The organism is Hymenobacter sp. (assembly GCF_036387835.1).
GTDB lineage: Bacteria > Bacteroidota > Bacteroidia > Cytophagales > Hymenobacteraceae > Hymenobacter.
On sequence record NZ_DASVSY010000058.1, the window covers coordinates 53,630 to 75,811 of the forward strand.

Annotated in this window: 18 protein-coding genes and 1 riboswitch; of the genes, 10 read left to right on the plus strand and 8 right to left on the minus strand. The window is 59.0% G+C overall.

The window, feature by feature from the left end; translation table 11 throughout:
* Positions 1-253: 253 nt before the first annotated feature.
* Positions 254-730 (plus strand): YsnF/AvaK domain-containing protein, encoded by a 477-nt coding sequence (locus VF639_RS11385; protein WP_331146028.1) that lies wholly within the window; start codon positions 254-256, stop codon positions 728-730.
* Positions 731-753: 23 nt separating this feature from the next.
* On the plus strand, positions 754-1,608 hold the full coding sequence (locus VF639_RS11390) for a YsnF/AvaK domain-containing protein (protein ID WP_331146029.1): 855 nt from the start codon (positions 754-756) through the stop codon (positions 1,606-1,608).
* A 78-nt stretch (positions 1,609-1,686) separates the two neighbouring features.
* Here the strand turns inward: VF639_RS11390 and VF639_RS11395 are convergent, their stop codons facing one another.
* Positions 1,687-2,874, minus strand: a complete 1,188-nt coding sequence (locus VF639_RS11395) for a PLP-dependent cysteine synthase family protein (protein WP_331146030.1) — start codon at positions 2,872-2,874, stop codon at positions 1,687-1,689.
* Between the two features lie 140 nt (positions 2,875-3,014).
* Positions 3,015-3,129: riboswitch (SAM riboswitch) on the minus strand.
* Between the two features lie 129 nt (positions 3,130-3,258).
* Between VF639_RS11395 and VF639_RS11400 the strand changes: the two genes are divergently transcribed.
* Positions 3,259-3,462 (plus strand): hypothetical protein, encoded by a 204-nt coding sequence (locus VF639_RS11400; RefSeq protein WP_331146031.1) that lies wholly within the window; start codon positions 3,259-3,261, stop codon positions 3,460-3,462.
* 123 nt (positions 3,463-3,585) lie between these two features.
* Here the strand turns inward: VF639_RS11400 and VF639_RS11405 are convergent, their stop codons facing one another.
* Together VF639_RS11405 and VF639_RS11410 are read right to left on the minus strand one after the other, a co-directional pair.
* Positions 3,586-6,597: a DUF4982 domain-containing protein gene (locus VF639_RS11405; protein ID WP_331146032.1), complete on the minus strand. Its 3,012-nt coding sequence runs from the start codon at positions 6,595-6,597 to the stop codon at positions 3,586-3,588.
* Positions 6,598-6,968: 371 nt separating this feature from the next.
* Positions 6,969-7,769: an SDR family NAD(P)-dependent oxidoreductase gene (locus VF639_RS11410; RefSeq protein WP_331146033.1), complete on the minus strand. Its 801-nt coding sequence runs from the start codon at positions 7,767-7,769 to the stop codon at positions 6,969-6,971.
* Between the two features lie 407 nt (positions 7,770-8,176).
* Here VF639_RS11410 and VF639_RS11415 point away from each other — a divergent pair, with 407 nt between their 5' ends.
* The 4 genes from VF639_RS11415 (at position 8,177) to VF639_RS11430 (ending at position 10,607) form a co-directional block, all read left to right on the plus strand.
* On the plus strand, positions 8,177-8,482 hold the full coding sequence (locus VF639_RS11415) for a hypothetical protein (RefSeq protein ID WP_331146034.1): 306 nt from the start codon (positions 8,177-8,179) through the stop codon (positions 8,480-8,482).
* A gap of 64 nt (positions 8,483-8,546) precedes the next feature.
* Positions 8,547-8,804 carry a hypothetical protein gene (locus VF639_RS11420; protein WP_331146035.1) on the plus strand — a complete coding sequence of 86 codons (258 nt, stop codon included), beginning with the start codon at positions 8,547-8,549 and terminating at the stop codon, positions 8,802-8,804.
* A 98-nt stretch (positions 8,805-8,902) separates the two neighbouring features.
* Positions 8,903-9,859, plus strand: coding sequence for a helix-turn-helix transcriptional regulator (locus VF639_RS11425; RefSeq protein WP_331146036.1), 957 nt, complete (start codon positions 8,903-8,905; stop codon positions 9,857-9,859).
* 223 nt (positions 9,860-10,082) lie between these two features.
* The gene (locus tag VF639_RS11430) at positions 10,083-10,607 is read left to right on the plus strand and encodes a DinB family protein (protein ID WP_331146037.1); all 525 of its coding nucleotides are present in this window, start codon (positions 10,083-10,085) and stop codon (positions 10,605-10,607) included.
* 116 nt (positions 10,608-10,723) lie between these two features.
* Here the strand turns inward: VF639_RS11430 and VF639_RS11435 are convergent, their stop codons facing one another.
* Positions 10,724-11,278 (minus strand): TIGR02594 family protein, encoded by a 555-nt coding sequence (locus tag VF639_RS11435; RefSeq protein WP_331146038.1) that lies wholly within the window; start codon positions 11,276-11,278, stop codon positions 10,724-10,726.
* Between the two features lie 289 nt (positions 11,279-11,567).
* Here VF639_RS11435 and VF639_RS11440 point away from each other — a divergent pair, with 289 nt between their 5' ends.
* The gene (locus VF639_RS11440) at positions 11,568-12,866 is read left to right on the plus strand and encodes a flavin monoamine oxidase family protein (protein WP_331146039.1); all 1,299 of its coding nucleotides are present in this window, start codon (positions 11,568-11,570) and stop codon (positions 12,864-12,866) included.
* Positions 12,867-13,354: 488 nt separating this feature from the next.
* Here the strand turns inward: VF639_RS11440 and VF639_RS11445 are convergent, their stop codons facing one another.
* The 4 genes from VF639_RS11445 to VF639_RS11460 all read right to left on the minus strand — a co-directional run bounded on the left by VF639_RS11445 (position 13,355) and on the right by VF639_RS11460 (position 18,901).
* Complete coding sequence (locus tag VF639_RS11445; protein WP_331146040.1) at positions 13,355-14,062, minus strand: PD-(D/E)XK nuclease-like domain-containing protein; 708 nt, start codon at positions 14,060-14,062, stop codon at positions 13,355-13,357.
* A gap of 138 nt (positions 14,063-14,200) precedes the next feature.
* Entirely contained in the window at positions 14,201-14,818 is a 618-nt protein-coding gene (locus VF639_RS11450; RefSeq protein WP_331146041.1) for a cyclase family protein, read from the minus strand.
* A gap of 354 nt (positions 14,819-15,172) precedes the next feature.
* Complete coding sequence (locus VF639_RS11455; RefSeq protein ID WP_331146042.1) at positions 15,173-17,815, minus strand: MGH1-like glycoside hydrolase domain-containing protein; 2,643 nt, start codon at positions 17,813-17,815, stop codon at positions 15,173-15,175.
* A 267-nt stretch (positions 17,816-18,082) separates the two neighbouring features.
* On the minus strand, positions 18,083-18,901 hold the full coding sequence (locus VF639_RS11460) for an SDR family oxidoreductase (protein ID WP_331146043.1): 819 nt from the start codon (positions 18,899-18,901) through the stop codon (positions 18,083-18,085).
* A gap of 183 nt (positions 18,902-19,084) precedes the next feature.
* Here VF639_RS11460 and VF639_RS11465 point away from each other — a divergent pair, with 183 nt between their 5' ends.
* Positions 19,085-20,425, plus strand: coding sequence for a rhamnogalacturonan acetylesterase (locus tag VF639_RS11465; protein WP_331146044.1), 1,341 nt, complete (start codon positions 19,085-19,087; stop codon positions 20,423-20,425).
* A gap of 234 nt (positions 20,426-20,659) precedes the next feature.
* The gene (locus tag VF639_RS11470) at positions 20,660-22,030 is read left to right on the plus strand and encodes a glycoside hydrolase family 88/105 protein (RefSeq protein ID WP_331146045.1); all 1,371 of its coding nucleotides are present in this window, start codon (positions 20,660-20,662) and stop codon (positions 22,028-22,030) included.
* The last annotated feature ends 152 nt before the right edge of the window (positions 22,031-22,182 follow it).

Sequence of the window (22,182 nt, forward strand, 5' to 3'; positions counted from 1 at the left end):
TACGTTGAGCCCTAATTTTTTATTTAGCTCGAGAATTAAATTTAGCCCTCACTCATCTTGTAATAAGTCAACTTATATACTGTTCAGCTCGTTTCCTTTAAATAAGCTTCTATAATATTATAGATGGTGTTTTAAGCTCAAGAATAATCTTTTAACTATACTTAATTAGTCCATATATTAATTTTTAGAGAACAAAACCATTATATAAAATACTTGAAACTCACCATTTATTGCGGCGTATAGCTCCATCCAAATGGCTACCACAACCGACACCTTTTCCGCCGATAATTCTGATCGGCTTTCCGATACTCCTCTTACCACGCCTCTCGTGGTACCTGTGATTGAGGAGCACGCTGTTGTTCACCGCGAAATGGTGGAAAGTGGCCGAGTGCGCCTATCCAAACTCGTGCAAGAGCACGAGGAGGCCATCGACCTTACTTTGCAGCATGAAGAGGTGAACGTAGAGCGGGTGCCCCTTAACCAGTACGTGGCTGATGAAACCGCTGCCCCTGCCGTTCGTTATGAAGGCGATACGCTGATAATTCCGGTGGTGCGCGAGGTAGTAGTCAAACGCCTTCTTCTTGTAGAAGAGCTGCGGGTCACGAAGCACCAAGTGCAGACCCAGGAAACGCAGAGCATAATGCTACGCAGCGAACAGATACAGGTAGAGCGCATCGCCCCCGATGGTACAACGTCTTCCCTTCCCAATTCCCTTAATCAAACCCTTTAATTGTTCACAAATCTCTCAAAGTTATGAGCCAGACCGTAGTAGGAATTTTCGACACCGCTGCCCAAGCGCAGAATGCAGCCCAGCAACTCCAAGCAGCTGGCTTCAACCTAGACCACGTAGACGTATCTACCAACAACGCCCAATCCACCGCAGCTACGGGTGCAACTTCTGCATCGTCGAATAGCAGCAGCAGCGGTGATGGCATCGGCAACTTCTTCAGCAACCTGTTTGGGGGCGACGATTACGAGGATACCCATCGTTATTCGCACGTAGCCCGCTCCACGGGTTCTATCGTGACGGTACATGCTCACTCAGCTGAAAATGCCCGCCGTGCTGCCGAAATTATGGACGCTGCCGGTGCCATTGACGTAGAAGACCGCGCTTCGCAGTCGGGCTACCAGTCGACGGGCCGTGCTGCTTACGCCGATGCTTCCACTGCTACTAATACCGAGGGCACCCAGTCGGCCCAGGTAATTGAGGAAAACCTCCAGGTAGGCAAGCGGGTAGAGCAAACGGGCGGTGCTCGTCTGCGCAGCCGTATCGTAGAGCGCCCCGTAGAAGCTAGCGTACGTTTGCGCGAAGAGCACGTAACGGTAGAGCGTCACCCTGTAAACCGTCCGGCCACGGAGGCTGACTTCAACACCTTCAAAGAAGGCACAATTGAAGTAACCGAAAGTGCTGAGCGTGCCGTAGTAGGCAAAGAAGCCCGCGTAGTGGAAGAAGTATCCCTCGGCAAAGAAGTAACCGAGCGCGAAGAAACCATCCATGACACCGTCCGCAAGACGGAAGTAGACATCGAGCGCCTCGATGGTACTACCGGCACCACCGGTACCACTGGCACTGCCTACGACACTGACGATACCACGACCCGCCGTTAATTCAGCGAATAAATAAAGCGCAAAAAGGTGACCCGTATGGGTCACCTTTTTTGTTTTCTACCTACCTGTAAACGCCGCTTACCATATCGACAACCGGTTGATGGGCTGGTAGTGCGTGAACTCTATTTCGGGCGCCAGGTAACCGGCGCGCACGGGTTCCTCGCGCAGCAAGTCGGTGCTCAAGTATTTCTTGTTGCTGTCGCAAAGTAGCGTGACAACGGTGGCGGCGGAGCCAAGCGCCGCGGCCTGCCGAATGGCCCCGATAACGTTGGCATCCGAGGAAATACCCACGGCCAAGCCAAGCTGCGTGGCCAGCTTTTGCGCCATCAGGATGGCGTCGCCGTCGTTGGCTTGCACCACTTCGTCGAGTTGGTCGAGGCGCAGGAGCGCGGGAATAAACTCATCGGAAATTCCCTGGATGCGGTGGGAGCCCACTTTGTAGCCGGTGGTCAGCGTCGGCGACTCGGCCGGCTCCAGCGGGTGAATGCGCACGGCCGGGTTCCGCTTGCGCAAGTAGCTTCCCACGCCCATCACCGTGCCCCCCGTTCCGACGCCGGCCACGAAAGCATCGGGCGTGCGACCCAAACCACGGAGCTGTTCCCATATTTCGACGCCGGTAGTGCGGGCGTGGGCCTGGGCATTGAGGCTGTTTTCGAATTGCCGGGGCAAAAACACATCGGAGCGGGAAGCCGCTATTTCCTCGGCCAGCTGGATACTGCCTAGAAAGCCGCCCTGCGCTTTACTGATTAAAGTTATTTCGGCGCCCAGGCTGCGGATGATGTTGACCCGCTCGGCACTCAGCCAGTCGGGCATCAGGATGCGCACGGGGTGGCCCAGGGCCCGGCCGATGGCGGCGAAGGCAATGCCAGTGTTGCCGCTGGTTGCTTCTACGATGGTGTTGCCGGACTTGATTTCGCCTTTTTTGTAGGCTTCCTGCAAGATGTGAAGAGCCATCCGGTCTTTGAGGCTGCCCGTAAGATTATAATGCTCACACTCCACATAAATGCGGCCGGGCTGGCCCTGGTAGCGGTAATGCAGCTCCAGCATGGGCGTGTTGCCCACCAAGTGCCACAGATGCTTGAACTTCTCTTCCAACTCCGCCGACAAACAACAGGCAGGAACCGGCTCCACTTCCTTTAACTGAAGGAGTTCGGGAGCTTCCGCTAATTCGGCCACCACGACCAACGACCACTTGGTTAAGGTGGCGCGAATACCAGTGAGGAAAGAAACAGGAGCGACTTGAGGGGCGCAGATAGCAACGGACATGACAGCAAGCATTAAGGTGGACAACACTCAAAACGCTTCTTTTACCTGCGGCACTCTATCAAGAAGGCTTACCGAAAGAGCATAAAAAAAGCCCTCCCGACAAGTCAGAAGAGCAGCATCAACCCGGTGGAGCATCTTTTAACTTATCTTCTCCCAAGCCAGCCGAAGCCGCCTCAGAACAGGACTTAGCACTTGGTATCACTACTGGTTGCTAAGGCATCATAGGGCCTGTCCCTCCTCCTTTCTCGATAAGTGCTCCGGTGAAGGAGCGTACCGTAAACGTAAATAGGAAAAGTAACTGTGCAAGAGGCCGTTGCAAAAAAGCGAACTTTATGCACCCCTCTTTAGACTGCGCTGGATGATTTATTCTGGCTGAAATCCGTCATGCAGAAGCTTGGGCTGTACCTCTACATGACAACTTTTCAGCCTACGCTAGCGGGTAACATTGTGGTCCTACGAATTGCCCAGAAGGCTTCGCAGAACCACTACTCGTTGCAAGAGTGGTACCGCCAAGCTGTAGCGCGGAAGCCACAGGAAATCGGTTCCGCGACGAGCGAAGCGAGTATCTGGTATTGCGCCAACGCGTAGGAACTCGCCTGCAGCTCGTCGCGGAACCGATTTCCTGTGGCTTCCGCGCTACTTCGCTCTTTGTAGTACGTTCCGCGAGTAGTGGTCCTACGAAGCCCTTCGGCAATTCGTAGGACCACAGCATTACTTCACCAGCGGGCCGGCAGGTTTTTCGTAGGCTTCCACTTCTACCAGGCCTAGGGTCGCCTTGCGGGCGGCTTGGCCGTTGCCGGCGGCGGGGTCTTTCTGGCCGGTTATTTCCACAATGTTGTAGGCGTCCTGGTTGCGGCTGGCGCCGGTTAGCTCGATGCGCAGGGTTTTGCCGGTTTGGGGTGGAAAAACGGCCGTGAAGTAGCCTAGGCTGCGCTCGGTAGTACCCGCAAAAACCTCTTTACCATCCACCAGAATACGGATGGGATATTGGCTGGAGCGCCAGTCCACGAGCTTCATAGCTACTTCGCTGATGGCGGCGGGGCGCTCCAGCTCATACTCAATCCAGGCGGCTTTTACCGGCCCCTCGCTGCTCCACTCGGATAGCTCGTTGTCATCGAAAGAAAGCTTGGCTTTGTCGGCATTGGAGCCGGCCGTGACGCTGGCCACCGCCACCGCGAGGCGCGAGGCCGTGAAAGACGGGGTGGCGGGCGTGGGGCCGCGCTGGAGGCTGCCAGCTAAGTCGAGGCCGGGCAGCTGCTCGGCGAGGCCGTTTTTCTCGGGCATAGCCTTGGACTTAAAGCTTACTTCAGCGGCTTTCAGGCCAGGAGCAGTGGCGCGCAGCTTGATGGTGCCGGCCTTGGTAGTAGCCCGAACCAGTACGCGATTCACACCGCCCTCTACTGGCAGGCTCTTGGCCAGAATGTAGTTGCCAGGGCCTTGGGCGAGGCCGCCGCGCCATTCGGCGGGGCCGCTCAGGGCGAAACTTACTTGGTCGAGGGCGGTGGGGCAGCGGCGGCCTTGGGCGTCTATTACTTCCACCTGCACCAAAGCCAGGTCGGCGCCGTTGGCTTGCAGGCCGGTGGGGTGCATTATGGTGGTGAGCTTGAGGGCGGCCGGGGCGCCGGTGGTTTGGTGCTCGGCCTCGCTTACTTTCTGGTTGCGCGCATCGTAGCTAACGGCCCGCAGTGTGCCGGGCTGCCACGCTACGTCTTTGAAGGTATACAGAAACCGGTGGCTCTGCGTGCCGAAACCCAGCGACTTGTCGTTGAGAAACAGCTCCACCTTGTCGCCATTCGACACCACAAACAGGTCTTTTCTGACGCCGTCTTTGTAGTTCCAGTGGCCGATGATATGGGTGCGCGGCTTCTCGGTTTCCACCCAGGCATCCCACATCACCTGGTGGGCAAAGAAACCGTCTTTGGCAATGCGCAGCGCATCAACCTCGCCGCTGCGGCGGTAGTTTTCGGCGCCGCGGTAGTGGGTGTTGGTATCACTGAACACAATGTTGACGCCCCCCGAGCTTACCCGCTTGCCGGTGCCGGGCCGCTCGTGCCAATAGTCGTACCAGCGCTTCACATCTTCCACGGCGTGCGTGTCCTGGTTGCGGTTGTATTCGGCGGCGCTGGCGTTTTTGTAGAGCGGACCGTCGCCGTCTTGGTGGAAGGGCGGCGAGAATTCGTCCCAGTACTTGCGCAAGCCCTCGTCGCGCGAGTATTCCATGGCCCACATCGGGTGCTTGGCGCTCTTGTTGATGTACAGCATTTCGCCGCCGTACTCGGCCACGTCGATGTCGAGCATCTCGCGCGAGCCGATGGCGCGCCCGCCGTAGGGGTCGTACTGGTTGCGCAGGGTTTTCATTTCCTGCATGTGCTCGGCGCTGATCGATTCGTTGCCGCACTCATAGAAGACCACGCTCGGGTTGTTGCGGTTGTAGATGATGGCGTCGCGCATCAAATCGGTGCGCTGCTCCCAGCGGCGGCCGGTTACGTCCTTCTCGGCGTCGCCGGCGGGCATGGCTTGCAGCAGCCCCACCCGGTCGCACGACTCGATATCCTGTTTCCAGGGCGTGACGTGCATCCAGCGCACCAGGTTGGCGTTGCTTTCCACCATCAGGCCGTTGCTGTAGTCGGAGAGCCACGCCGGCACCGACAGCCCCACGGCGGGCCACTCGTTGCTGGTGCGCTGCGCGTAGCCGTGCATCTGCATCACCCGGTCGTTGAGTTTCACCAAGCCGTTGCCGAACTCGGTTTTGCGGAAGCCGGTGCGGGTACGCACCACGTCCAGCGGCTTGCCGTTCACCTTGAGCACCGTGTACACATTGTACAGATAGCCGTAGCCCCAGCTCCAGAAGTTCAGGCCACTCAGGCGCGCACTGGCCGCCACCATTTTGGTTTCGCCGGGCTGCAGGGTGGTCGGGCTGCCCGCAAAGGTCTTCACCAATTTACCGTCGGCATCTTCCACCTGTACTTCATACTCGAACGTGCGGGCGGCGGCATCTTCGTTGACCACTTGCGCTTCGGCCGTAACGGTGGCTTCGCGGGCCGGCACGTTGAAGTCGCGGGCGTAGACGTAGACGCCGGTGGTGCCGAGGCCCGAAAACAGCGGCAAGGTCTGGTGCAGCGGATCGACTACGTGCAGGAACACGTTTTTGGGAATGCCGCCGTAGTTGGCGTTGAAGTTGCGGTTGCTCCACTGGTAGGTCTGCCCGCTTTTCTTCTCTTTGTAGTCCCAGTCGTTGTTGGTGCGCACGGCCAGCACGTTTTCCTGCCCGGCTGGCTTGAGGTACTTGCTGATGTCGAAACCGAAAGCCATGACGCCGTTTTCGTGCTCCCCTACCAGCTGGCCGTTCACGTAGACCTGGCCATGCTGCCGCACCCCTTCAAACTCCACCAGTACCTTTTTGCCGGCGTCTTTGGCGGGCAGCCGGAAGTGCTTGCGGTACCAGGCAATACCCGTCGAAAGGTCCTTGATGTCTTTCTTGAAGGCGTCGTCCTCGTTCCAGGCCCAGGGCAGCGTCACCGTTTTCCAGCGCTTGTCATCGAAAGCCGGGGCCTCGGCGCCATTTATTTCCCCCACGTACACCTTCCAGGCAGGATTGAAGTTGTACTTGGTGCGCGCACTGGCAGGCTCGGCGCCCTGCGCCCGCCAGGCCACCGCCAGTAAACAGACTATAACCAACCAACAGCGCCTTGGTAATGGGTTCGGGTAGCAAGCTGTAGACATAGGAACGGGTAGTTGAGTGGCAGGATATATCCTAAGGAAGTGAAGCGCAACCACGCCTCCCTCCTGTACTCTGCGGCTTACCCGTAATTTTTTGCTGTGCTGCCCTCACGGAGACCTCACCCCCTAGCCCCCTCTCCTCGGGGAGAGGGGGAACTAGCTTTAGATTCTAGTATTAGAACCAGAAAAAGCCGACAGCTATGAGCTAACAGCTAGTCTAGAGCTAGTTTCCCCTCTCTGAAGGAGAGGGGACTAGGGGGTGAGGCGAACCGTATGCCAAAACAATCTGGCAGTTCCTCCTTCTCAGTCCAGACTTCAATGAAAAAGGCTCCGGCGGTGCCGGAGCCTTTTTGCTTCTTGACTTTGCTGCCAGACTACTTGCTTTCGTCTACGGGTTTGCCTTGCTGGTGCATGTTGGCGGCTACTAGGTCGTCGGGCATCAGGTTGCTGCTGTAAACCATGGCTTTGTTTTTCAGGCCGGTTATTACTTTGTCCTTGCCGGCCAGCAGGGCCTCGTAGCCGTCTTTGGCTACGGTGGCGGGGTCGGCTTTGCTGCCTTCAGCAACCAGCTTCGATTGGGTCATGTCGGCTTTGTTGAAGAAGTCGGTGTCGGTTACGCCGGGCAGCAGGGCCGTGATGGTCACGCCCTTGTCTTTGGTTTCCTCCCGGATAGCTTCCGTGAACGACGTCACGAAGGCCTTCGTGCCGTGGTACACTGCCTGGAGCGGACCGGGCATTTCGCCGCCGATGCTCGATACCTGCAGGATTTTGCCGTCGCCGCGGGCTACCATTTCTTTCAGGAAACACTTGGTTAGCACCACGTAGGCCCCAATGTTGAGTTGAATGATGTCTAGCTCCCGATAGATGTCGGTTTCCACGAACTCGCCGTACTGGCCCTGACCGGCATCATTTACCAGCGCATCTACCTGAATGCCCAGGCTCTGCACTTGCTCATACACCTGAAATGGTGCTTCTCGCTGAAACAAGTCCCGTGCGATAGACACCACTTCTATGCCGTACTCCTGCCGGAGTTCGGCGGCGGTGCTTTCCAGCTCCTGCTGGCTGCGCGCCACCAGTACGAGATTGTACTGGTCTTGCGCGAAAAGCTTGGCCAGCTCGTGGCCAATGCCACTGGTTGCCCCGGTGATGAGGGCATATTTCTGATTGTTTGCCATAGCGTTTTTAGATGATTGGTTGGGTCAGGCTTTAGTTTACGAGGAGTGGCTGATCCTCGTTCTGCGCATCGCCAGGGCCTTTCCTCGCGTATAAGAAAGCAAGTGGAGGGGAAGCAGAACCGTAGTTTGTTGGTCGCGGGTACAGCAAAGCGGGCACGCCAGCACCGAGGACAAGCCCACAGCCTTTCAGTAGGCTTGTCGCCTTTGTATCGCCCCGGATTCTCTACCAGTAGCCCAGGCGTCCTGAACTCGCGCAACATTATTTATAAGCACACAAAATCAGGGTTTGCCCAAGCATAAACCCGTAGAAATCCGGGACCTAAATGCCTCGCGCCGGCCGTTGATGCTAGCGTCGGTGCCCTACATGCCGGGCCCGTTCTTCGTCCTTCTACCACCAACCAAACCCTATGTTCAATCTTACCCCAGAGCCGTCCGCTTCCCTGCAGCTTCATTTGGTTCCGGCCGGCCGCCGCCTCGATTTCGACATGGTACCGAGCTGTTTCGCTTATGTTTACCGCCGCCAGCACCAGCATGCCTGGCAGTGCGTGGCGCGCAACGCGTGCAGCCCGTACTTCGACCGTTCTTCTCTTTCCGACGATTCTCAGCCCGAGTACGTAGTATGCTATTGTGATGCGGCGGGCACCATCAAAGCCGCTACCTCCATTGCGGCAACGCCACCCGTTGCTGCAACGCCGGCGCCGCACACGGCGTAGCTCAAGCTGGCTTACTTCCTGCTTGCTGCCGTTGACATCTTTTCACCAACCAAACCCATCCGCTATGGCTCCTTCCAATCCCAATCTCGATCCGACCCAACTGCTACGCTACGTGGTGCAAGTAGATGGCCTGAGTTCTTCCGAGCGCATCGGCGAGGCGCGTGAGCAACTTACGGCCCTTGGGCTACTGGTCGACCGCATCGATCAGGACGAGATGGAAGTGGCGGTTAGTCAGGGAGCCAACCCGGGGGCCGATGGCATTCGGGATGCCCTGGAATCGGTGGGCTTTTCGGTGGGCGACATCACCGCCGATCCGAGCTAAAGCCAGGCCGGCAAGTTTTACCACGTTGCCCTACGGGTCAGCGCTTTCATAGCCATTGCTGCCTTCAACTGGCTGGCAATGGCTATTTCACTGAAGCTATGAATCGTTTCGACCGGATTACCGCTATTCTGGTGCAGTTGCAGGCCCGGCACCTGGTCAGGGGCCAGGACCTAGCCGAGCGGTTTGGCGTGAGTTTGCGCACCATCTACCGCGACTTGCGCACCCTCGAAGAGGCGGGCGTGCCGCTGTGCGGCGAAGTCGGGGCGGGCTACTGCCTGGCCGACGGCTACCGGCTGCCGCCCGTTATGTTCAGCCGCGAAGAAGCCACCGCCCTTATTACGGCCGAAAAGCTGGTGGCCCAGCTCACTGATGCCCACATCGCCCAGCTTAGCCGCGCGGCCATGGACAAGCTCCGCGCCGTGCTGCGCCGCACCGACCGGGATTATCTGGAAGAGCTAAGCCCGCGCATCACTGTTTTGGGAGGGCCGTCGCGGCAAGCGCCCATGCCGCTGGCGCCCAACACGCATCAGTTGCTGCTTACCGGTATTGCCCAACATCAGGTGGTGGCCCTCGACTACCGGGCAGGCTACCACGGCACTCCTTCCCAGCGCGATGTCGAGCCCATCGGCGTTTATTTCGGGCAGTACTGGCACGTGGTGGCGTTCTGCCGGCTGCGCCAGGAGTACCGTGATTTCCGCCTCGACCGAATTGCCCAACTGCACCTCCGCGACGAGCAATTTGCGCCCCGCCCCGAAACACTGCACTCCTACTGGCAGCGCCTGGCCGAGCAGCGGCAGCAGTATCCGGCCGTGGTGCGCTTCGCGCCGGAGGCCTTGCCGCATTTCGAGGAAAACAAGCATTACTTCGGTTGGGCCCACGAGCAAACCCTGCCCAATGGCTGGCTGGAAGTCACCTTCCTGACCGGCCGGCTCGATTATTTAGGACGCTGGCTGCTGCTGTTTCCCAGGCAAGCGAAAGTGGTTTCGCCGCCGGCTCTTCAGGAGCAATTGCGGGAGTTGGCGCGGGCGGCTTACGAGGGCTTCGGGCAGGAGTAGCCCCGTTATTGAATCAGTGTACTGAGGCTGTAGCGCGAAGCCTGCGCTTCGAGGCGCCCCGCTATTTAGTGAGGTTCTGTGAGCCGTTGCGCAGAAATTTAATAGAACCACCAGCTGTTGAACTACAGTTGAAAAATTACGCCGGCACGAATTCCTACTGACATAGGGCTGTCATAGGGCGCTAGTAAGTTTGGAATATCATCCACCAAACCCCCGTTTAGTTATGCTAACCGACACGCTAGCCCCCTTCGCCCAAGCCCTGATAGCTGAGCTCGACGACGAGCTGCAAACCACCCGCCGCGTACTGGCCCGCGCCCCCGAAGCGCAGTTCAGTTGGCAGCCTCACCCTAAGTCGATGACGCTCGGGCACTTGGCTTCTCACATTACCGACCTGATGGGCGGCATCGGCAACACGCTTCGCACCACCGAAGTAGATCTGGCCTATTTTCTGGATCGGGAAGCCCAGCCAGCCACCACTAGCCACGAGTTGCTGGAGCACCTCGACACCAACGGCGCCACGGCCCGCGCCGCCCTCCTCGACGCCACTCCCAACGATTTCGAGCAGCTGTGGACCCTGCGCCACGGCGAGCAAGTGCTGCTGTGCCAGACCCGCGCCGAAATCATCCGCCACCTCATCAGCCACATGGCGCACCACCGCGGCCAGCTCAGCGTCTACCTCCGGCTACTCGACGTCCCGGTGCCGGCCATCTACGGCCCGTCCGCCGACGAGGAGATGTTTCGAGGCTGAAAAGGTTGCGCCTGCTCGTTGTGGCGCGGCGGGTGATTCCCAACAAAACAAAAAGGAGCGGCTTTGCCGTTCCTTTTTTAAATCCCTTGCGCTGTGGGGGCCTTATTGCTGCCTGCCTAGGCTTCGCTGTGCGACAGGACACCCGTGGCAGCCAACTGGATAGCGCGCACGTTGTCGGGTTGCAGCTTGTAGCTTGGGCGGCGGGCGGTGTAGAGCCGGGCCTTGGGCATTCGGGTCACGCACACACAGTCGCCTTGGTTGCCGCCGAGCACGTGGTAGGCAGTTTCGTCTTCGCCCACGTACAGCCCAACGTGACCGGCGCGGCTACCGTCGGCGGTGCGGCGCACAAATACCAGCACGTCGCCGAGCATCGGGGTTTTGGTGAACACGCCGAACGTACCCCAGTTGAGGGCCCACAGCGGGTCTTTCACCAGTGGCTTATCGGCCCGCTTGGCTATTACGGCCATGAAGAGGCCGCACCACGGAATACTGTCGGCCACGTACATCTGCGTGACGCTTTTCACGCCCGTTTCTTTGGCCCAGCGGATAATATCGAGGTTGTTCTCCGCGCCTTGCGTTTCGACGGTGCCAAATTCACCTAGCGCCTCTCTGATCATCCGTGGACCCGGCTCTTCGGCCAGCCACTTATACTTTTGGGGAAGTGTTTTCATAACGTAACCGGTAAGTAAATTTCAACGTCGATAAGGCGCCAGCGCACTTCCTTTTGCCTTCAACACCTTATCATACAGATTCTTACTTAATATTATATTAAATATGTATTATATACAATAGTTGCGCTTTGAAAGTCTTCTATTTATTTGGCAGCGGCCGGGGCGTGAGAAAGCGCTGAATTGCCAGGCTCTATTCCCGCTTTGGCCCCCACAGCCAGCCTGGATTTTACGCGCAGCTCCCAACATTTCTTTATCCTGGGCAGTAGAGCTAGCGCATAAAACAAGTTGTATGACGGATGCAGTGCTTATTATCGGGGCCGGGGCGGCGGGTTTGTATGCTGCCCGCACGCTGGCCCAGGCCGGCCGGCGCGTGGTGGTGCTGGAAGCCCGCCACCGCGTTGGCGGCCGGATTCACACGTTCACCGACCACGGCTTTTCGGCCCCTACCGAAGCCGGCGCCGAGTTTCTGCACGGTGCCGTACCCCTGACGCGGGGTCTGCTCGACGAAGCCGGCCTGACCAGCTTCCCCACCACCGGCACCACCTACCAGGTGGTGGAGGGCCGCATTCGGGAGTCGGAAGACTTCATTCAGAACGTGCCGCAGCTACTCGACCAGCTGCACGCTCTGCCCCACGACTTGCCCCTGGCTGAATTTCTTACCACTTATTTCGGCGATGCGCTGCACGCCCCCATGCGCGAGCAAGTCACGCGCTTTGCCGAGGGCTACGACGCGGCCGACGCCAGCCGGGCCAGCTCCTTTGCGCTCCGCGACGAGCTAAGCGGCGGTGGCTTCGACGACTCGCCCCATCCGGAGGGAACGTACGGCAACCTGATGGCGCGGCTGGCAACGGCAGTGGAAGCAGCCGGGGGCGAAGTGTACCTGGCAACCGCGGTGCGGGAAATCCGGTGGCAGCCCGGCCAGGTGGAAGTGCACAGCCAGGACGGACGCATCTTCCGGTCGCCACAAGCCCTCATAACCGTACCGCTCGGTATCTGGCAAGCGGCAGCTGAGAGTCCGGGTTACCTCCGGATCGAGCCGGCGCTACCGGCGCACCGGGCCGCGGCGGCTAGTTTAGGCTACGGGGCCGTTATCAAGGTGCTGCTCGAATTCAAAGACCCGTTCTGGCAGCAGGCCTCGCCCGACGTACAGCAGCCAATGCCCGATCTAAGTTTTCTGTTTTCGGATGCACCCTTTCCAACCTGGTGGTCGCAGCTGCCCGACCCGCGCCCTTTGCTCACGGGCTGGCTGGCCGGCCCCGCCGCCTATCGGCGCCGCAATACGCCAGAAGACGAACTGCTTAGCGAGGCGCTAGCTTCCCTGGCCGACTTGCTCGGCACCACGCCCGCCTTCCTGCGTCGCCAGCTTAGTGCCCATCGTATCATCAATTGGGCTGCCGACCCGTACGCGTTAGGCGCCTACGCTTACACTACCGTGGGAGCCAGCGAAATGAGGGCCACCCTGGCAACCCCCGTTGCTAACACTCTTTTCATTGCCGGCGAAGGCGTGTACGACGGCCCTTACATTGGCACCGTGGAAGCCGCCTTAACCAGCGGTGCCGATGCCGCTCACCTGCTTCTCAACCCTTGAAATACCCGCCGCTTGGAGCTTGCTCTAAAAAGGAGTCCTTGCGTAATGCACAAAAAAACAGGTGGAGAAGCTTACGGCCGCCGAGCCTGCTTCCCCACCTGCGCTGTTTCGGGCGCACTCCGCTTGCCGTGCGGCAAAACGGGCGCTGCCCCCAGCTGTTGTCTTTCCCTGCACTTCAAGCGAGTTTGCTTAGGCAGGAAACCAGAGCAATGCTTGTTGTAGCAGGCATAAAAAAAGCCTTCCAGGTAGTGGAAGGCTTTCAAAGGAAAATCAATTGATGATTTTATTTTTCCGATGGTGCAATAGCCTTCCAAGCCCGAACCGAATTATTGTTCGAGTTATTATTAGGAATATTATTGCTGAAAAGGCGCATGCTGAATGTCGTTTTGCTGACGTTTACGCAAGTATAGAAATCGGGTTAAGCAAATCCTAGCAAAACGGCAGATACTTTCAGCAAGCAGCAACGCCTTAGGCACCACTTCGGGCGGTTACTCGTCGCCTAGTAGGGAGTCGCGCACGGTGCGGATGGCGCCAGCAACGGCGCTTGGCACCAAGGTATCGGGGTTGAGCAGCTTCAGGAGCCGTAAGTACTTGTTGCGTCCTTCGGCTAGCATGTGCGGGGGCACCTCGATTACAAACAAGCTGAACGGCTCCACCTTTTGCACGCCTACTAGCAGAAAACGGTCGGCGTTCAGGGCATCGGAGTAGAAAGCAGCCTGGCGGTCGTAGTCGTAGCCGGTGCATTGCGAGTAGAAGTGGTCATGGTCGCGGGCCAGGGTGGTTTTGAAGTCGACAATGGTATAGGGCTGGCCGGGCTGGTCGACGATGAGGTCGGCGCGGAGCTTGCAGAGGGTACCGGTGGTGGACTCGGTGAAGATGCAGCATGGCTCGGGGATACCGATTTCCAGCAGCTTGCTTAGCTCGGGGTTGAGTTTGACGCCATCTACCATCCACCAGATGAGGCTGTCGTTGATGCCGGGTTGGCCGGGCTCGTAGAGGTCGGGTTCCAGTAGGGCTGTGTGAAAAGCTGTGCCCAATCCTAAGGCACCCTGCGAACTGGTTGAGCGTGGTGGTCGGCCGTGGAGCGCATCGCGCAGCCGTGAAAGATCGGAATTGGCAATGGCTGGCAGCGCACGGTAATCGTCGTAGGGGACGCGCAGCAGTTCGGGACGCGGGATGGGAGTAGGTTCAGTCACGGGCAAGCAACAACGAATATCTTGAAAAGGCTCCGACAGTGGATGAGTGAAGTGGTAAATGAGTGAATGAGGGAAGTAGCCTACGTCAGCAAGCAACCGCGCCGTTTGGGCCATAGGCTACTTCACTCATTCACCACTTCACTCATTCACTTTTCGGGCGATGACGCGGGCGGGGGCGCCATCGGCACCAATGATTTTCAAGGGGAGGCATATCATGTCGTAGAGGCCGGGCTCCACGTGTTGCAGCGCCAGGCCCTCGATGATGCTGATGCCGGCTTTGAGCAGGATGTTGTGCGTGTCGGCGGGGCCAACGGACAGGTAGTCAACGCCGACGCACACCACACCTTGCTCGCGCAGCCATTCGGCGGCATCGGCCCGGACGCGCACGAAATCGGGGTTGAAGGGGGCTTGTGCCCACTCCTGGTCGGAGTTGCGGGTTTTAAAAAGCAGCCGCTCGCCGGGCTGCAACAGCAGGCCTTCCAGTTCTTCGCGGGTGATGAAGTGCGGGTCCTGGATGGCTACTACGTGAGCGGGCCCGATGAGCGTGTTTAGGTCCAGCGCGGCTACGTCGGCTCCATCATCGAGGAAGTGCAGCGCGGCATCGACGTGGGTGGCGGTATGCACACTGAGGCTCATTTCCGTCACGTTGGCCGCGTCGCCCCGCTGGATGCTGAGCGTCTTTTTGATGTGGACGGGCGCATTGTCAGGCCAGTAAGCCATGCCATCGGAAATAGGAGTACTGAGGTCGAGCCACATATTGTTTTGTTTTAGAATAAAGAGCTGGTTCCCTCCTCAGTTGAGGAGGAGCCAGGGATGGTTGATCTGCCGTTGTTTACTCAGCACGTCATGCAGAGGCACAGCCGAAGCATCGCGCGTGCTGACGTTGCCAAACTAATCAATCATCTGACAGCAGGAAGCATCTCGCTCGCTTCGTTAAGGTTGCTACACGAGCGACATGCTTCGACTTCGGCTACGTAGCCCGGCTTGATGCGCCACCTGCGGACGCCAGATCAAGCAGGACGTTCAACGCTTGGTCAACCACCCCTAGCCCCTGCTCAGTTGAGGAGGGGAACTAGCTTTCTAGCTTTAGAATCAATAATTACCAACTACTCAGTCCCCCGGCCGGGGCTGGAGCAGTTTGGCGATGAGGCCGGTCCAGCCGGTTTGGTGGCTGGCGCCGAGGCCTTTGCCGTTGTCGCCGTGGAAGTACTCGTGGAAGAGTAGGTAATCCTTGAAGTGTGGGTCTTGCTGGAGCTGTTTGTCGTCGCCGAAGGCGGGGCGGTGGCCGGTGCTGTCGCGCAGGAACAGCTTGGTGAGCCGGGCGGTAAGAGCCTGCGCGATTTCCAGCAAGGTGCTGTACTGGCCGGAACCGGTGGGGTATTCCACCTTGAAATCGGGGCCGTAGTAGTGGTAGAAGCGCTGCAACGACTCGACAATCATGAAGTTCATGGGCAGCCAGATAGGCCCGCGCCAGTTGCTGTTGCCCCCGAATAGCGAGGTACTCGACTCGCCCGGCTCGTAATCAACCCGGGAGTTTACGCCATCGCCGTGCTCGAACACGTAGGGATGCTGCTGATGGTAGCGCGACATAGAACGCACCCCGTACTCCGACAGGAACTCGGCCTCGTCGAGCATACGGCGCAACAGCTTTTTCATGCGGTGCCCGCGCAGCAACGACAGCAGGTGGGTTTGCCCCTTGCCGGGCTCTTGCCAGCGCGACACCATGGCGGCCAGCTGCGGCCGGTTGTTTAGAAACCAGTTCATGCGGCTTACAAACTGCGGCACGTTCTTGAGGGCATCTTCTTCCAGCACTTCCACCGCAAACAGCGGCACCAGCCCCACCATTGACCGGATGCGCAGCGGCGTGCGTTGGTTGTCGTCGCCGAGGAGCACGTCGTAGTAGAACTCGTCGTCGTCGTCCCACAGGTCCAGCTGTAGGTCGGCCACGTTGGCCATGGCGTAGGCGATGTAAAGGAAGTGCTCGAAGAACTTGCTGGCCAGGTCCTGATACACCGGGTAGGTTTTGGCCAGTTCCAGCGCAATACGCATCATGTTCAAGGCAAACATGGCCATCCAGCTCGTGCCATCGGCCTGCTCGATGTGGCCGCCGGTGGGCAGCGGGGCGCTTCGGTCGAACACCCCAATATTGTCGAGACCTAAAAAGCCGCCTTCAAACACGTTGCGGCCGTTCAGGTCCTTGCGGTTCACCCACCACGTGAAGTTGAGCAGCAGGCGGTGAAACATGGTTTGCAGAAACGTGGTATCGGCGGGGCCGCTGTGCTTGCGGTCCATCTGGTAGACGCGCCAGGTGGCGTAGGCGTGCACGGGGGGATTCACGTCGCTCAGGTTCCACTCGTAGGCCGGCAGCAGGCCGTTGGGGTGCATGTACCAGTCACGGGTAAGCAACAGGAGTTGGCTTTTTGCGAATTCGGCATCCACCAGGGCCAGGGGGATGCAGTGAAAGGCCAGGTCCCAAGCGGCGTACCAAGGGTATTCCCACTTGTCGGGCATCGAAATGATGTCCTCGTTGTTGAGCTGTTCCCAATCGGAGTTGCGGCCCTTGCGGCGCTGGCGCGGCGGCGTAGGTTGGGCGGGGTCGCCGTGCAGCCATTGCCACACGTCGTAGTAGTAGAACTGCTTGCTCCAGAGCATGCCGGCCAACGCTTGGCGCTGCACGTTGCGGGCGTCGGCATCGCGCAGGTCGGCTTGCAGGTGGTGGTAGAATTCGTCGGCCTCGTGGCGGCGCTGGTTCAGAATCTGGTCGAAATCAGCAAACGGCTCTTTCAAGGTTGGGGAAGCCAGCCGCAGCCGCAGCACCTTGCTCTGGCCGGCCGGCACGTGCAGCACATAGTGAGCGGCGGCTTTGGTGCCGCGCTGCGTAGGGTTTACGGCCTGCTGCCACCCGTGGATCAGGTAGTCGTTGATGCCGTCTTTGCAGTAGGGTGCGTCGTTGGCGCAGTTGAACAGCCGCTGCTTGTTGGTTTCGTTATCGCAGAAAAGCAGCTCCGGCAGCGCACCGTCCAGTGGCTCGCAGTGCAGCATCAGGTCGGGCAGGTGGTCGTGGCTGACTTGTACCTGGCCGGGAGCGGCGGCGCTGAGCTGCGGCTTGTAGCTGTCGTGGCCCCAACTCCAGGTGTTGCGAAACCAGAGCTGCGGCAGTACGTGCAGCGGCGCATCGTGGGCGCTGCGGTTGTGGATGGTTAGCTGGAGCAGCAGGTCCTGCGGGTCGGCCTTCGCATAATCAATGCAGATATCGAAGTAGTGGTTTTCGTGAAAGACACCAGTATCGAGCAACTCAAACTCTGGCTTCAGCCGGCCCCGGTGGGCATTTTCCTGCACCAGCCAGTCGTACGGAAACGCGTGCTGCGGATACTTGTAGAGCATCTGCATGTAGGAGTGCGTAGGCGTGTTGTCGAGGTAGTAATACAGCTCCTTCACGTCCTCGCCGTGGTTGCCTTCGGGCCCGCTGAGGCCGAAAAAGCGTTCCTTCAGGATGGGGTCGTGGCCGTTCCAGAAGGCGGGCGCCAGACACAGCAGCTGCCGCTGGTCGCAGATGCCGGCTATGCCTTCCTCGCCCCACCGGTAGGCGCGGCTGCGGGCCTGATCGTGGGTGGTGTAGGTCCAGGGTTGGCCGTCGGCGCTGTAGTCTTCGCGCACCGTACCCCACTGCCGGTCGCTCACGTAGGGCCCGAACTGGTGCCACTTCGCTTTGCCCGTATGCTCCTCGCGTTGCCGCTCTTGCTCTTTCGTCATCGGACCTGGTCCTTAGTTTTTCAATTTCTGAAAAGAAGAAAGCACGGCTTTTAGTTTTGGCGAGGGACCTCACCCCCTAGCCCCCTACGCCGCTTGATGCGCGGAATAAAAGAGAGGGGGAACTAGTTTTCTAGTCGCCTCACCCCTAGCCCCTCTCCTTCAGAGAGGGGAACTAGTTCTAGTAGTATGAGTAGGACGTAAGCCCCCTCTTCTCTGAAGGAGAAGGGGGCCAGGGGGATGAGGCAACTACAGCTAGAAAACTAGAAATCACCCATTATCCGCAAACCCCGGATACAGGGTCATGCCGCCGTCGGCGAAGAGGGTGATGCCGGTGACGTAGTCGGACTCGTCGGAGGCGAGCCAGACGGCGACGCTGCCGATGTCGGCGGGCTCGCCGATGCGGCCGTAGGGAATGAGCGTGAGCAGGCTTTTCTCTTCTTCGGGTGTGTCGCGGGCTTCCAGGTTGATGGGGGTGGCAATGGCGCCGGGGCCGATGCTGTTCACCCGGATTTTGTGGGGCGCCAGCTCTTGGGCCATGGTTTTCATGAGCTGCATAATGCCGCCTTTGCTGGTGGCGTAGTTGACGTGGCCGGCCCACGGAATGACTTCGTGCACGCTGCTCATGCAGATAATCTTGCCGGTGGCCTTGGAAATTTCCGGCTGCGGACCGCGCTTCACAAACTCGCGGGCGGCTTCGCGGGCACACAAAAACTGGCCGGTCAGGTTCACGTCAATCACCTTTTGCCACTGCTCCAGCGTCATTTCCAGCAGGGGCGCATCCACCTGAATACCGGAGTTGTTGACGAGGATGTGCAGCGTGCCGAACTCCTTGCGGACTTCATCGAACATGGCTAGCACCTCGTCTTCCTTGCTCACGTCGGCTTTGATGGTAATGGCTTTGCCGCCCGCTTTCGTGATTTCCTCTTTCACGGCCTCGGCTTCGTCGGCGCTGTGGGCGTAGTTGACGACAACGGTGGCGCCTTCGGCGGCCATGGCTTTGGCTACTCCGGTCCCGATTCCGGAGCTGGCCCCCGTAACTAAAGCTACTTGATTTTGCAGGCGTTGGGTTGCGGCGGGCGTGGTCATAAGGTTGAAGGTTGAGTTGAATACCTCAAGACTAGATAATTGGGCTGTAGGTTACATGAAGTTCCGGTTTGCCGTCCCGTGCCTTATCGAAACCTTGTTATTGGGGCTGCATAAGCATGACAGTACAGGCAGGCAGACGAGGGGGTAGACTGTACTTTTAAGAGCAGCACCTACCACCTATCCATGAAACGCCCCCTCTTCCTGCTGGCCGCCTTGCTTGGTGTGCTTCTGACTTCCGGCGCCACGGCCCAATCGGGCAAGACCAGCTACAAGTTCGATTTCGGGGCGGGGAGCGTGGCGCCGGGCTACCGGCAGGTGCTGCCCTCGGCCACTTATTCCACGGAGCGGGGCTACGGGTTCGACTTCAACACCACCGTTACGGCCGTGGACCGGGGTGGCAAGGATGCGCTGAAAGGCGACTTTGTGACCAGCGACAAGCCGTTCTACTTCTCGGTGGATTTGCCGGAAGGCAACTACAACGTCACCGTCACGCTCGGCGACCTGAAGAGGCGGGCTTCCACCTCGCTCAAAGCGGAGTCGCGGCGCTTGCTGCTGGAAAAGACGGAAACCGCGCCCGGCAAATTCACCACCGAAACCTTCACCGTCAACCTCAAAAGCCGCCGCATCAACGACACCCTGACGGTGGGGTTGAAGCCGCGCGAGCTAGGCAAGCTGGATTGGGACGACAAGCTGACGCTGGAATTCAACGGCGCGGCCACCTGCCTGAACGCCCTGGAAATAACGCCCGCCCCTCCTACCGCCGTGACGGTGTTTCTGGCCGGCAACTCCACCGTCGTCAACCAGGACGACGAGCCGTGGGCGGCATGGGGCCAGATGATTCCGCGCTTCTTCAAGCCGGGCGTCGCCATTGCCAACCACGCCGAATCGGGACTGAGCTTGGGGAGCTTTCTGAGTTCCCGCCGCCTCACCAAAGTGCTCAGCGTGATGAAGCCGGGCGACTACCTGTTCGTCGAGTTCGGTCACAACGACCAGAAGGAAAAAGGTCCCAACGACGGCGCTTATAAGTCTTACACCGAGCGGTTAAAATTCTTTGTAAGCGAAGCGAAAAAGAAGGGCGGCATCCCGGTTATCGTCACGTCCACCGCCCGCCGCAACTTCGATGAAGCCACGGGCAAAAACGTGAATAGCCTCGGCGACTACCCTGACGCCGCCCGCCAAGTGGCCAAGGCTGAAGGCGTGGCGCTGATTGACTTGAACGCCATGACCACCACGCTCTACGAAGCGCTAGGCGTAGAGGCGTCGATGAAAGCCTTTGTGCACTATCCTGCCAACACCTACCCCGGTCAGGAAAAGGCCCTGGCCGACAACACCCACTTCAACCCCTACGGCGCCTACGAAATTGCCAAGTGCGTGGTGGAAGGCATCAAAGCCAACAGGCTCGGCCTCGTGAAATACCTGAAAACCAACGTCCCGGCCTTCGACCCCGCCCACCCCGACCCACTCACCAAGTGGACGTGGGCCGACAGCCCCCGCAATACCGTGGTAAAGCCGGACGGCAACTAGACAGTTTTGAACGATGTAGAGACGCGACACTTGGCTATGCCGACCTTCGGTTCGCGTCTCGTCGTTGAACGACCAGTTCAGAACAAGCTCATCTAAACAACGTCAGCAACGACGAGACGCAAACCGAAGGTCGGCATAGCCAAGTGTCGCGTCTCTACGTCGAACAGCCTCCACACGCCGATGCTTCCTCTCGTCAGCATGACAGTCTCTAACTCTTCAACACTCCACTACTCGATGAAGATCCAAGCTCCTCTACGACACCTTACGGCTGGTTTGCTTGGCTTGACGCTGCTGGCCGCCACGCCGCTGGTGGCGCAAAAGGCGCCGGCCAAAGCCAACGACACCACCACGCCGCTGCACCTGTTGCAGCCCGATTATCCGGTGCCCTACGGCAAAACCAAGGCCGAGGAAGTGAAGCAGGTGCTGGACCGCGTGTACACGTACCTGAACGCCGTTACGCCCGCCGAGCTGATCGACAAGAAAACCAATGCCACCGTTAGCACCCGCGCCAAGTTCAATCCCGACGCCATCATCAAGCCCGGCGACTTCCGCCTGACCAGCTACGAGTGGGGCGTTACGTACTCGGGGATGCTGCTGGCCGGCGAAGTAACCGGCGACAAAAAGTACACCGAGTACACCTTCAGCCGCCTGAAGTTTCTCTCGGAGCTGGCCGCCTACTCCCGCGACTTTCAGGCCGCCAACCCACAGACGCCCACGCCCATGCGCGGCTTCCTGAACCCGCACGCCCTCGACGACGGCGGGGCCCTGACTGCCTCCATGATCAAAGCCCAACGCGCCGGCTTGTCGGCCGATTTGCGCCCGCTGATTGATGGGTTCATGTCTTACATCATGACCAAGGAATTTCGGCTTAGTGACGGCACGTTGGCCCGTAACCGTCCGCAGCCCAACACCCTCTGGCTCGATGATTTGTACATGAGTTTGCCTGCTATTTCGCAGATGGGCAAGCTCACCGGGGAGCGGCGCTACTACGACGAAGTGGTGAAGCAGTACACGCAGTTTTCGCAGCGTATGTTCAACCAGCAAAAGGGCCTCTACATGCACGGTTGGGTGCAGGAAATGAGCGTGCACCCCGAGTTTCATTGGGCCCGCGCCAACGGTTGGGCCCTGATGACGACGGTAGACATTCTGGACGTACTGCCCGAAGACCACCCCGGCCGGGCCGCCATTCTAGCGCAGCTCAAAGCCCACGTAAAAGGCCTGGCCGCCCTGCAAGCCGGCAGCGGCTTCTGGCACCAGCTCCTCGACCGCAACGACTCTTACCTGGAAACCTCAGCCACCGCCATCTACACCTACGCCATTGCCCACGGCATCAACAAAGGCTGGCTCGATACCAAGGCCTACGGCCCCATGGCGCTGCTGGCCTGGAACGCGGTGAGCACCAAAGTCACCAACAAAGGCCAGGTGGAAGGCACCTGCGTGGGCACCGGCATGGGCTTCGACCCGGCATTCTACTACTACCGCCCCGTGAATGTGTACGCGGCCCACGGCTACGGCCCCGTGATTCTGGCCGGCGCCGAAATCATCCGCCTGCTCAAAACCCACCCCTCCGAAATCAACGACAGCTCGGTGCAGATAACGAATTGAACAAACTCAAAACGTCATCATATGTTTGTGGTGGCACCCCTTTGGGCCAGGCCGCAGTTCGTCATTGGTCGAGAAGACCGTTCAGCATGCTGGCACCCGTTGGGCCGCCGGCCCGTGAGCCCGGACAGTTCAGTGGTCGTCATAGGCCGGAT